This is a genomic window from Streptomyces sp. A 4/2 (assembly GCF_940670765.1).
In the GTDB taxonomy this organism is placed as follows: domain Bacteria; phylum Actinomycetota; class Actinomycetes; order Streptomycetales; family Streptomycetaceae; genus Streptomyces.
This window is the reverse complement of the sequence record NZ_CALNVW010000038.1, coordinates 53,748-66,013: the sequence shown is the minus strand read 5'-3', so window position 1 is coordinate 66,013 and position 12,266 is coordinate 53,748. Positions and strand designations below refer to the sequence as shown.

Here is a 12,266-nt window from a genome sequence, read left to right as displayed (position 1 = left end):
CCGCACCGGACGGGCCGGGCGGCGGCCCGGTCAGCCGCGGCTCAGCGGGACACCGTGCTCGAAGACCGCCGCGACCGCCTGCGGCAGCGCCCGCGGCGAGTCGACGAACACCACGGGGAACGGGTACTGGAGCGCGTTCATGACCGGCGACGGCCCCACGACCAGGGCGAGTTGGGTGCCGTGCCGCTTCATCTCCTCGCAGAGGTGGACCACGCTCACCGGCTTCACCACGTTGTCGACGAACATGTCACGCACTTCACCGGCCCGGGTGAGTGTCTTCTGCTCCAGGCACGAGCAGAGCGGCAGGACCGGGTCGGTGAACGGGAGCGTGTCGATGTACTCCCGGCTCGATCTCCGGGCACTTTCGCGCAGCGGGCTGTGCACCGCGACATCGACGCCCTCGGTGACGTTGATGACGCCCTCGGGCTCCTGGGCGGCCAGTTTCTCCAGCGAGTCGCGGTAGCCGCAGAGCAGCTGGATACGGATCCTTCCGCCGGCATCCAAACCGAAGTCACCGCTCAGGAAGACCCCTTCGCGCTGTTCCCCGTAGTAGTGGTCCGGGTCGTAGTCGAGCGCCAGATAGGCCGCCGCGATGCCCTCGGCGCGCTCGCCCCCGGCCGGGTCGACCCCGTGCCGGCCGCGGAGCAGTATGCTCATCAGCTCTCTGCGGCCGATGGCCCCGGCGACGCAACTGCTGACCATCCCGCCCAGGCTGAGCCCGCCGACCACGGTCGGCCGCAGCCCCTTCCCGGACAGCACGTCCTGGATGCCGAGCTGCGCCGCCGCGAGGCCGATGGAGACCGCCTGGATGCGCTGCTCGTCGTCGTCGTAGTTCCCGTTCTGACGCAGCAGGGCCTCGACGCTCAGCCCGGTCCACGCGGACGCCTGGGCGAACGACTCGCGTACCTCCGGGGATTCGTCGTAGAACTCGATGACTCGGTCCGGTTCGTACTGGAAAAGGTTCGTACCGAAGATGGACGCGAGAGCCACGGTGTCACCTCGATGGAGAAATATCCCGGAAGGTCCGGGGATCTCACCAGGCTAGGGACGGGAGTCGAGTGACTCTTCCAGACTTGGCACCCGGTGCCGAAACGGTTCCCCTGTTCCGGCGGGGCCGGTTGGTACAGTTCCCGGGTGCCGATCGGATATCTGGTGACGACGACGCTGGTCGCGGCGTGCACATGGTTCGCTCTGGCGCCGCTGCGCCGTCCGTGGACCCTGGCCCTCCTCAGCTTCCGCTTCGGCTTCCTCCTCAACGAGCTCCCGTTCCTGGTCCTTTACTGGATCGTCGCCTCCACCCTGCTGGCCGTCAGTCAGGGTGACACCGGATCGCCCGGGGGCCGGGCGGTCCTCGGGCTGGCCGTCCTCGCGGCGCTCGGGCTCCTCGTCGTCGCCCGTCGCGGGATGCGGGCGGGCCCGGTGGTGGACGCGGCCCTGGACGACGGTCTCGGCGCGGGCTGGCGTACCGCTGTCGATGCCGGTACCGCGTCCCCGCTACGCCGCCGACTCCCGTACGGCCGCATCCTGTTCGCGCCCTTCGCGGTCCGCAGCCGGGCGGTCGAGAGGCTGGCGGACATCAGTTACGGGCCTGCCGGTGTGCGCAACCAGCTCGATGTCTACCGCCACCGTTCCCGGCCCACCGGCAGCCCGGTCCTGGTGCATCTGCACGGCGGACGCTTAGTCAGCGGAAGCAAGAACCGTGAGGCGCTGCCGCTCATCCACCGGCTCGCCGCCCAGGGCTGGTTGTGCGTCAGCGCCAACTACCGGCTGAGTCCGGCTGCGACGTTCCCGGACCACCTGGTCGACGTCAAGAAGGTGCTGGCCTGGGTGCGTGAGCACGGGCACGAGTACGGCGCGGACCCCTCGACGGTGTTCGTGGCGGGCAGCTCCTCGGGCGCCCAACTGGCGGCGCTGGCGGCTCTGACGCCCGGCGACCCGCAGTTCCAGCCGGGGTTCGAGAGCGCGGACACCTCCGTCACCGGCGCCGTCTGCCTGTACGGGTACTACGGCAGCCTCGGCTCCGGGGAACGCGTCCCCTCGTCGCCCCTGTCGTACGCGAGCGCCGACGCACCCCCGTTCTTCGTGGCGCACGGCGACCGGGACACGGTGCTGTCGGCGGACGGCGCCCGGCGCTTCGTCGAGACACTGCGCGGCACCTCCCCGCGCCCCGTGGTCTACGCCCGACTACCCGGTGCACAGCACTCGTTCGACCTGTTCACCTCGCTCCGCTTCGAGTCGGTCGTCGACGGTGTCGAGGCGTTCACGGCCTGGGTGCGCGCCACGCGTGAGAGCCCGCGCGAGGAACCCACCGAGGCGTGAACCCGTCGCGCCGCCGATGGCCGGGCTCCCGCTTTTCACACCCCTCAACTACCAGGGAGATGCCCGGTATTTGCTCCGTAGTCTGACGTCGCCGTGGCCGCGGCGCGACGGACAGGAGCGAGGAGAAGCTACATGGCGGCGACCATCACCGGGACGTCCGTCGGCAGGGTGAAGCCCACCCGGCTGATCGGACTGGAACAGCACAAGGACGAGCGCGGATGTGTGTCCGTCGTCGAGTCCGACCACACTGCGGGATTCCCGGTCGAACGGGTCTACTTCCTCCACGACCTGGCGAGCGGCACCTCCCGCGGCGGGCATGCGCACCGCCAGCTGGAGCAGCTCTTCATAGCCGCCCACGGGAGTTTCACCATCAGGCTCGACGACGGCCACCACCAGGCCGAGTACGAACTGAACGACCCGGGGACCGGCCTGTACGTGGGGCCGATGGTGTGGCGGGACCTCAGCGGGTTCTCCGACGGCGGAGTCTGTCTGGTGCTGGCCTCCCAGCACTACGAGGAGGCGGACTACTACCGCGACTACGAGGAGTTCCTGCGGGACAGCCGGCAGTTCGGGTAGCCGGAAGCAGTCCGTACGGGGCCGCGCCGGTCCGCAGCAGGACCGGCGCGGACTCTCATCCCACCGTGCGGGCGGGCGGCGCCGCCGGACGCCTCACGTCGCGAGACCGACGGCCGGACGGAGCCGCCGGCGCGCGGTCACTTCGTGCCCGTACGCCACCGCGGTCCGGATGACCTCACCGATCAGCAGGATGTCGTCGGCGTCCACCTGCGGACCTGTGGGCAGCGCGAGCAACTGCCCGCAGAGTTCCTCGGAGCGGGGAAGCCGTACGGGCGGTGCGCCGATGTACGGCGTCATCTGCTGCATGACCTGGGAGAAGTAGGGCTGGGCCAGGATGTTCTCGGCGCGCAGCACGTCGAGCAGTACGTCGCGGTGCAGCCCGGCCGCCCCCGCCACGACATTGACCATCATGTAGTGGTGGTTGTTGCGGTTGGGTCCCTCGAACTCCAGGACCGTCACACCGGGGATCCCGGTGAGCGCGCTCCGGTACTGCTCGTAGTTGGTGCGGTTGCGCGCGATGGTGGCGTCGAGCCCTTCCAGCGAGGTGAGGCCCATGGCGGCGGCTGCCTCGCTCAGCTTGCCGTTGGTGCCGACCGCCTGCACGGTCCCGTCCTTGCCGAACCCGAAGTTCCGTTCGGCCCGCATCCGTTCGGCCAGCGCGTCGTCGTCCGTCACGATGGCACCGCCCTCGAAGCTGTTCACGATCTTCGTGGCGTGGAAGCTGAACACCTCCGCATGACCCAGGCCGCCGACGGGTACGTCACCGTACGAACAGCCCAGGGCTGGCGCGGCGTCGAAGTACAGACGCAGTCCGTAACTCTCGGCGATCTTCTCCAGCCGGGCCACGTCGCAGACCTGCCCCCAGAGATGGACTCCGATGATCGCCCGCGTCCGGTCCGTGATGAGTGCTTCCACCTGCTCCGGGTCGATCAGGCCGGTCACCGGGTCGACATCGCAGAAGACAGGGGTGAGACCGCGCCACTTCACCGCGTGCGCGGTGGCCGGGAAGGTCAGCGACGGCACGATCACCTCGTCACCGGGGGCGCCGCCGGTCGCCAGGTCGCCGACCAGCAGTTGGAGCGCGACCGTCGCGTTGCACAGGGAGACACAGTGGCGGACCTGGGCCAGCTCGGCCACCCGCGCTTCGAACTCGTACATCATCGGCCCCATGTTGGACAGCCATTCGTTGTCCAGGACCTGGTTCATCCGCTCCAGGAACCGCTCACGGTCTCCGGTGTTGGGGCGGCCCACCCGGCGGTTTTCGCTGAACGCGGGCCGTCCGCCGAACAGCGCGAGCTGTTGAATGCTGTCTCTCATCTGAAGGTCGTCCTTCACAAACCATGGGTGTCACGTGATCCCGTCGGCATTTCCTTGTTCACGGCGGCGCCGGCCCTGAGGTGCCGGGCGGTGAGCCCTGGCCGGGGCCGCGACATGGGGGGTGGTGGGGGAGGCCTTTCGGGCGGCCGGAGGAGGGCCGCGGGCGCGCGGGCGCACGCGATCAGATCCTCCGCCGGTAGGCGCGGATCGCCAGCGGGGCGAAGACGAGGGTGAGGCCCGCCGCCCAGCCCAGCGTCCAGTACACCGAATTGCCGAGCGGGCCGCCCGACATGAGCGCGCGCATCGCGGTCGCCTCGTGGGAGATCGGATTGACGTTGGCCCAGGCCGCCAGCCAGCCGGGCATGGTGTCGGTCTTCACGTACACGTTGCTGCCGAAGGTGAGCGGGAAGAGCAGCACGCTGCTGAACAGATGCACGGTGGTGGCCGACTTGGCGAGCAGCCCCACCAGCATCGACACCCAGGCCAGACCCATGCCGAACACGGCGGCGAGCCAGAGCGCGGCAAGGGTCTTGATCAGCCCGGTGCGCATCTCGAAGCCCTGGAGCGCACCGCAGGTCAGCAACATGACCAGGCCGGACGCGAAGCGCACCATGTCGCCGATCAGATGCCCCATCAGCGGGGCGAACCGGGCGATCGGCAGGGACCGCAGCCGGTCGAACACCCCGTTGTTGATGTCCTGGTTGAGACCGGCGCCGCTGCTGAGGACCGAGAAGACCGCCGACTGCGCGATCAGGCCCGGCAGGGCGTACTGGAGGTAGGTGTGCGAGTCCCCGGAGATCGCGCCCCCGAAGACGTACACCAGGAGGACGATCACCATCAGCGGCTGGATGATGGCGAAGCCGAGGATCTCGGCCGGGTTCGCCTTGAGGTGCGCCAGATTGCGCCAGGCCAGGGTCAGACAGTTACGGATGACCATGGACGGTTCGAGCCGGTGCCTCACCGGCGCCTCGGCGATCGCGCTCATGCCACACCACTCTTCGTCGATTCGGCCGGGTTCTCCTGTACATGGCGGCCCCGGCTGCCGGTCAGCGAGAGGAACACCTCGTCGAGGCTCGGCTGACGCAGCGCCAGTTCGGTCACCTCGATGCCCGCCTCGTCCAGCCTGCGCAGCACCGCCGCGGGCAGGCCCGCGTCGTTGACCTGGAGGATCAGCTGATGCCCCTGCCGGTTCGGCTTCACCCCGCTCAGCTCCTCGACGATCTCCGAGGTGCGGTCCAGCATGTTCTCGTCGGCGGGTTGGATCTCCAGGGTCTGCTGGTCGATCTTCGCCTTGAGCTCCGCGGAGGTACCGGCCGCGATGGAGACGCCCTTGTCGATCACCACGATGTCGTCGGCGAGATGGTCGACCTCGTCCAGGTACTGGGTGGTGAGCAGCACCGTCGAACCACCGGTGACCAGGTCACGCACGATGTCCCACAGTTCGAAGCGGCTCTCCGGGTCCAGGCCGGTGGTCGGCTCGTCCAGGAACAGCACCGAGGGGTCGCCGACCAGGCTGACCGCCAGGTCGAGCCGCCGGCGCATACCTCCGGAGTACGTCCTCGCCTTGCGGCTCCCGGCGTCCGAGAGCCCGAACCGCTCCAGCAGTTCCGCCGCGCGGCGCTTGGAGGCGGGCCGGGACATACCGAGCAGCCGGGCCACCATCACGATGTTCTGGATGCCGGTGAGCTCCTGGTCGACGGCCGCGTACTGCCCGGTCAGCCCGATGAGCCGCCGGACGTCGTGCGGGTACTGCTGCACGTCGTACCCGGCGACCCGGGCGGTGCCCGCGTCCGGCTTGATGAGCGAGGCCAGGACACGTACCGCCGTGGTCTTGCCCGCGCCGTTGGGGCCGAGTACGCCGAGCACGGTGCCGGGGCGCGCCTTCAGATCGAGCCCGTTCAGTGCGGTGACCTTGCCGTACCGCTTGACGAGCCCTTCGGTCTCGAACGCGTACGTCATGGCGTGACCGTCCTGTCGGGCTCGGCCCACCGGTCGCTCTGCCTCATGGGATCTCCGTAAGTTGTCGGACGGCCTGTCGTGGCCGCGTGCGGCCGGCAGGAGAGCCGGGCGCGGGTGCTTTCGCGCAGCCAGCCCTCGACCAGTACGGCCGCCCGGGACGGTCCGCCCGAGGCCAGCATGTCGATGCGCATCCGCGCGACCCGGTGCTGGATCGCCGGGTCGTTCATGGCCTGATCGACGGCCGCGCGGAGCCGGTCCGCGGTGAGTCCTTCGGCGGACAGCGACACACCGATGCCCAGTTCGGCGACCCGGCGCCCGTTGAGCTTCTCCTCCGGTGTGAAGCCCACGACCACGAGGGGTTTGCCGTAGTGGATCGCCATCAGCATGGTGCTCATGCCGCCGTGGCACACCACTGCCTCCACCTGCGGAACCAGCGTGTGGAAGGCGATCCACTCGTGCGTCTCGACATGCGCGGCGACCGGCTCGGCGGGCAGGTTGCCCCGGCCGACCGGCAGCACCACGTGCAGCCCGCCGTCCGCGAAGGCGCTGTCGCACAGCCGGAAGAAGTCCGGACGTTCGTTCACCTCGGTGCCCAGCGTGATGAGCACCGCAGGGCCGCCACCGGGCGGACCCGGCCAACTTCCGGTGCCCGGCGGGTCCGTGGGGAAGCTGTGACCGGTGAAGGTGTACCGCTCGTCGAACGTCTCGCCCAGTGGCTGGAACTCCCGGGGCAGCAGCACGATGTTGCGCTCGTCGAAGTTGGACATGAACGTCCAGACCGCGTCGGGATCCTCGCCCTGACCGGTCAGGTACTCGGTGGCGAGGTCGATGCACTGCTGCACATGTCCGTCCGCCCCGTCGAAGACCTCCAGGGCCAGCGAGAACTTCTCGTTGGTCGCGACGTACGGAAAGAGCTGCGCGGTGGGCCGGTCCCAGTGCCGGGCCGCGATCCGGGCCGCGAAGAAGCTCTCCAGGTCGTAGAGGACCAGGTCGGGTACGTCGTCCCGGAAGGCGTCCAGTGCCAGCGGCAGGACCACGTCCTTCGACTCCCGCAGGAACTCCAGCCCCAGGGCTCCGATGTCCTCGCCCGTCGCGGCCTGCGCGATCCGGCCGCGTCGCGAACGGTAGGGGACGATCGCGGCGCCCGTCGCCGTCACCTCCGCCGTGTGCTGTTCGTCGAGGACGTACGTCACGCGGTGTCCCATCGTGACCAGGCAGCGGCTCATTTCGAGCGTCGGATGCACATGCCCGTACCCCGGGAACATGAAGATCGCGACGTGCTGCGGCGTCCGGGCAGGCCCTGGGGTACTCACTGGGACCGCACTGCGGTCGCCGGCTCACTCAGCCGTTCACCGATCACCCGGATCACATCCGCCGCATGCTCGACGAGATAGAAGTGCCCGCCGGTGTACGTCTTCAGTTCGAACTCCCCGTCGGTGTGTGTGCGCCAGGCCCGTACTTCTTCGAGGGTGGCCTTGGGGTCGCTCTCGCCGATCATCGCGGTGACCGGGCAGGCCAGCCGCGGGCCGCCGGTGTGCCGGTACGTCTCCGCCGCGCGGTAGTCGTTGCGGATGGCGGGGAGCACCATGCGCAGCAACTCCTCGTCGCCGAAGATCTGCTGGTCGGTGCCGCTGAGCGACTGCATCTCGGCGATCAGACCGTTGTCGTCGCGCTGGTGCACCCGCTCGTCGCGGAACGCGGAGGGCGCCCGCCGCCCCGAGGCGAAGACCCGTTCGGGGCGGATCCCGTCGGCTTCGAGCCGGACGGCCACCTCGTACGCGAGGGTGGCGCCCATGCTGTGCCCGAAGATCGCGAACGGGCGGTCCACGGCGGCTCCGACCGCCTCGGACACCCCGTCGGCCAGGTCGGCGATGGTGCCGGCCATGGGTTCGTGGCGCCGGTCCTGCCTGCCCGGGTACTGGACGGCGAGCACCTCGATACGGGGGCTCAGCGCCTGGGCGACCGGGCGGTAGAAACTCGCCGAGCCGCCCGCGTGCGGCAGCACCACCAACTGGAAGTCCGCCCGGGTACTGGGGAAGAAGCGCCGAATCCACAAATCGCTGTCGTTCATGCTGGCCTCTCTGGTCGCGAGCAGGGTCAGCATGGAGGCGCCCGGACCCGGTTGACCGCGAGGGTTCGGCAATCTAGGGAAATTCGCCGAGTAATGGCGACGCAGGGGGTCGAAGGGCGGGTCTGAGTGAACCCCTAGAGTGCCCCGGTTCCACCTGGGCCCGCCTCCACGGCCGTGTTCACCTGGGACGCAACGCCACGGGCTGAACTCCGGTCGCCCCGACCGGAATCGGAGTGATCCGTCGACTCATGAACCGGAGAGAGACTCCCATGCCGAACACCACCGGACTCGGCGTCCTCCGCCAGGAGGACGCGCACCTGCCCGCGCGGCTCGCGCTGTCCGCGCAGGCAGTCGACGGAGTGGCCACCAGTACCGAGCAGTTCGAGAAGTGGTTCGCCGACCGGAGCGCCGCCCAGGTGCACGAGGTCACCCCGATCCCGTTCGACCGGATGCGCAACTGGTCGTTCGCGCCGGACACCGGGAACCTGGTGCACGACAGCGGCCGGTTCTTCTCGGTGGTCGGCCTGCGCGTCGAGGTCGACCAGGGGCCGGTACGGGAGTGGTCGCAGCCGATCATCGTGCAGCAGGAGATCGGGCTGCTCGGCATCGCGGTACGGGAGATCGACGGGGTCCTGCACCTGCTGATGCAGGCCAAGACGGAGCCGGGCAACCCGAACGGCGTGCAGCTCTCCCCGACGGTCCAGGCGACCAAGAGCAACTACACGGGCGTCCACCGCGGCCGGACCGTGCCGTACATCGAGCACTTCAGGAACGTGCGCCCGCACCGGGTGGTCGCCGATGTGCTCCAGTCCGAGCACGGCGCCTGGTTCTACCGCAAGCGCAACCGCAACATGGTCATCGAGGTCGGCCCCGAGGTCGAGGCCGACGGGGACTTCTGCTGGATGACGCTCGGACAGGTGCAGGAGCAGCTGCGCATCGATCACCGGGTGAACATGGACGCCCGCACGGTGCTCTCCTGCCTGCCGGGCCCCGGTGTCGGCAGCGGGGTGCACACCAGCACCGAACTGCTGCACTGGATCACCACCAACCAGGCCACCCGCGATGTGACCACCACCGTCGTCGGGCTCTCCGGACTGCCCGGCTGGGAACGGTCCGAGCGGTCGATCTCGCACGAGCGGGGACTCTTCTTCCACGTGGGCGCCGTGGACGTCAGGGCCAACAGCCGCGAGGTGTCCGGGTGGACCCAGCCGCTGATCGAACCGCACGGCATCGGCGTCGCCGCACTGCTGGTGAAGCGCTTCGACGGAGTGCTGCACGCGCTGCTCAGGGCCCGCATCGAACCCGGCTATGTCGACGTCATCGAGCTCGCGCCGACCGTGCAGGGCACCCCCGAGAACCATGCCCATCTGCCGGGTCTGGTCCAGGACCAACTGCGGGACATCGAGCGGTACCGCGACGAGGGCCGGGTGCTGTTCGACGCGGAGATGTCGGAGGAGGGCGGCCGGTTCTACCACTCCCGCAGCCGCTACATGATCATCGAAGTCGGCGAGAACTACCCGGACCAGGAGCCGGAAGGGTTCCGCTGGACGACCCTGCCGCAGATCACCTGGCTCCTCCAGCACCAGCACTATCTGAACGTGCAGGCCCGCAGCCTCATCGCCTGCCTGCGCGCCTGCACCGGCTGACCCCGCCGGTACGCGGGACACGCGGGCGGCACGAGCCGCCCGCGCGGTGGCGCACGGCAGCCCGTGCGGCCCACGCAGAACAGTCCAGGATCCAGCACAGATCCGGTGACGAGCAGGCAGCGCAGACCGTGCAGACCGTCGGACCCGGCCACCACCGGGGGGCCGGACGGCGGCGCCGCGCCGGGCTCGGGACCACCGGGATCGCCGAACAGTCGGGAGTAGGGCGACCAGTGGACGCATCAGGGGACTTCGCATCCGGCTCCGGCGCACCCGGTTCCGACATGTCCAGTTCCGACATGTCCGGTTCCGGCTCATTCGACTCCGGCTCATTCGGTTCTGGCTCATTCGGTTCCGGAGACGAGCCGGTCGCGATCGTGGGACTGGCCTGCCGACTGCCCGGAGCGCCGGACCCCGAGGCCTTCTGGCAGCTGCTCCGCGACGGGCGTAACGCCGTCACCGAGGTGCCCGCGGGGCGCGAGCCGGCCGGTGGCCGCTGGGGCGCGTTCCTCGACGGCGTCGACCGGTTCGACGCCGAGTTCTTCGGGATCACCCCGCGCGAGGCGGCCGTACTCGATCCCCAGCAGCGCCTCGTGCTCGAACTCGCCTGGGAGGCGCTGGAGGACGCCCGGACGGTCGGCGACGACCTGCGGGAGAGCCCGACCGGCGTGTTCGTCGGCGCGATGCGTGACGACTACGCCGTCCTGCTCAACCGGGCGGGCGCCGAGGCCGCCAACCACTACACGATGCCCGGTGTGAGCCGGGGCGTCATCGCGAACCGGGTGTCGCACTTCCTCGGACTGCGCGGGCCCAGCCTGGTGATCGACGCCGGGCAGGCGTCCTCGCTCGTCGCGGTGCACCACGCGGTGCACAGCCTGCGGCGCGGGGAGAGCACGCTGGCTCTCGCGGGCGGCATCAACCTCAACCTGGCGGCCGAAACCGGCCTGATCGTCGAGGAGTTCGGCGGGCTCTCGCCGGACGGCCGCTGCTATGTCTTCGACGAACGGGCGAACGGGTTCGTCCGCGGTGAGGGCGGCGTGGTCGTCGTACTCAAGCTGCTCTCGGACGCCCTCGCCGCCGGGGACCGTGTGTACAGCGTCATCCGCGGCGGCGCCGTCAACAACGACGGTGCCACGGACGGGCTGACCGTCCCGAGCGAGCAGGCGCAGGCGGCGGTACTCCGGGAGGCCTACCGGTCGGCAGGCATCCGGCCGGGCGCCGCGCAGTACGTCGAGCTGCACGGCACCGGGACCCCGGTCGGCGACCCGGTCGAGGCCGCCGCGCTGGGCGCGGTACTGGGGGCGGACCGGGCACCCGGAAACCCCCTGCTGGTCGGCTCGGCCAAGACGAACCTCGGGCACCTGGAGAGCGCCGCCGGGATCACCGGCCTGCTCAAGACGGTGCTGGCAGTGGCGCACGGACGGATCCCGGCGAGCCTCCACCACACCCGCGGCAACCCGCGGATACCCCTGTCCGAACTGAACCTGCGCGTCGCGCAGGAGCTCACCGACTGGCCCGAACCGGACCGCCCGGCGGTCGCGGGGGTCAGCGCGTTCGGGATGGGCGGGACCAACTGCCACCTGGTGCTGTCCCAGGCACCGACGCAGGCGCAGGCGCAGGCACCGGCACCGGTCACCGAGTCGGACGCGGACGCCGCACCCGGTCAGGAACCCGCGGTGGTGCCGTGGTTGTTGTCGGGTCGTGGTGCGGCTGGTCTGCGGGGTCAGGCGGCTGCGTTGAGCGGTCTGGTGGATGTGGCTGATCCGGTGGATGTGGGTTGGTCGTTGGCGACGACGCGTGCGCGGTTCGAGCACCGTGCGGTGGTGGTGGGCGGGTTCGGGTCCGGGCTTGCCGGGTTGGTGGCGGGTGAGCCGGCGGCCGGTGTGGTGTCGGGTGTGGCGCGCCCGGTGGGGCGGACGGTGTTCGTGTTCCCCGGGCAGGGGGCGCAGTGGCCGGGGATGGGCCGGGCGTTGCTGGAGTCCTCACCCGTGTTCGCGGGGATGGTGGCGCGTTGTGAGGGGGTGTTGGCGGGGCTGGTGGGCTGGTCGGTGACGGATGTGCTGCGGGGTGTCTCTGGCGGTGAGTCGTTGGAGCGGGTGGATGTGGTGCAGCCTGCTTCGTTCGTGGTGATGGTGGCGTTGGCGGAGTTGTGGCGTTCGTACGGGGTGGAGCCTGCGGCTGTGGTGGGGCATTCGCAGGGCGAGATCGCCGCGGCGTACGTCGCCGGTGTGCTGAGCCTGGAGGACGCGCTCACGGTGGTCGTGGCCCGGTCCGCGCTCATCGCGGGGCTCACCGCCGAGGACACGGACCCAGGTACGGACCGGGGCGCGATGGCGTCGGTGGGTGTCCCGGCGGACCGCGCCGGGGCTCTTCTCGCGCCC

Annotated in this window: 10 protein-coding genes (1 of these 10 only partly in view); 4 read left to right on the top strand and 6 right to left on the bottom strand. The window is 70.1% G+C overall.

Going from position 1 to position 12,266, the window contains the following annotated elements:
• Positions 1-30: 30 nt before the first annotated feature.
• Complete coding sequence (locus tag NBY69_RS28060) at positions 31-990, bottom strand: acyltransferase domain-containing protein (RefSeq protein ID WP_250304670.1); 960 nt, start codon at positions 988-990, stop codon at positions 31-33.
• 144 nt (positions 991-1,134) lie between these two features.
• Between NBY69_RS28060 and NBY69_RS28055 the strand changes: the two genes are divergently transcribed.
• Positions 1,135-2,319, top strand: a complete 1,185-nt coding sequence (locus NBY69_RS28055; RefSeq protein WP_250304668.1) for an alpha/beta hydrolase — start codon at positions 1,135-1,137, stop codon at positions 2,317-2,319.
• 132 nt (positions 2,320-2,451) lie between these two features.
• On the top strand, positions 2,452-2,895 hold the full coding sequence (locus NBY69_RS28050) for an FdtA/QdtA family cupin domain-containing protein (protein ID WP_250304666.1): 444 nt from the start codon (positions 2,452-2,454) through the stop codon (positions 2,893-2,895).
• Between the two features lie 93 nt (positions 2,896-2,988).
• On the opposite strand, the gene NBY69_RS28045 is transcribed toward NBY69_RS28050, so the two are convergent.
• The 5 genes from NBY69_RS28045 to NBY69_RS28025 form a co-directional block, all read right to left on the bottom strand.
• Entirely contained in the window at positions 2,989-4,212 is a 1,224-nt protein-coding gene (locus NBY69_RS28045) for an aminotransferase class I/II-fold pyridoxal phosphate-dependent enzyme (protein ID WP_250304665.1), read from the bottom strand.
• A gap of 181 nt (positions 4,213-4,393) precedes the next feature.
• Positions 4,394-5,197, bottom strand: a complete 804-nt coding sequence (locus NBY69_RS28040) for an ABC transporter permease (protein WP_250304663.1) — start codon at positions 5,195-5,197, stop codon at positions 4,394-4,396.
• The gene (locus NBY69_RS28035) at positions 5,194-6,171 is read right to left on the bottom strand and encodes an ATP-binding cassette domain-containing protein (protein ID WP_250304661.1); all 978 of its coding nucleotides are present in this window, start codon (positions 6,169-6,171) and stop codon (positions 5,194-5,196) included. The genes NBY69_RS28040 and NBY69_RS28035 overlap by 4 nt, the downstream gene beginning before the upstream one ends.
• Positions 6,168-7,436 (bottom strand): macrolide family glycosyltransferase, encoded by a 1,269-nt coding sequence (locus NBY69_RS28030; protein ID WP_284349457.1) that lies wholly within the window; start codon positions 7,434-7,436, stop codon positions 6,168-6,170. Before NBY69_RS28030 ends, NBY69_RS28035 begins: the two co-directional genes overlap by 4 nt.
• 44 nt (positions 7,437-7,480) lie before the next feature.
• On the bottom strand, positions 7,481-8,242 hold the full coding sequence (locus tag NBY69_RS28025; protein WP_250304658.1) for a thioesterase II family protein: 762 nt from the start codon (positions 8,240-8,242) through the stop codon (positions 7,481-7,483).
• A 269-nt stretch (positions 8,243-8,511) separates the two neighbouring features.
• Between NBY69_RS28025 and NBY69_RS28020 the strand changes: the two genes are divergently transcribed.
• Complete coding sequence (locus tag NBY69_RS28020) at positions 8,512-9,888, top strand: NDP-hexose 2,3-dehydratase family protein (protein ID WP_250304656.1); 1,377 nt, start codon at positions 8,512-8,514, stop codon at positions 9,886-9,888.
• A gap of 281 nt (positions 9,889-10,169) precedes the next feature.
• On the top strand, positions 10,170-12,266 hold the beginning of the coding sequence (locus tag NBY69_RS28015; RefSeq protein WP_250304654.1) for a type I polyketide synthase. 10,314 nt of this gene lie beyond the right edge of the window; 2,097 of the gene's 12,411 nt are visible here — the first part of the coding sequence; it begins with the start codon at positions 10,170-10,172; its stop codon lies beyond the right edge, outside the window.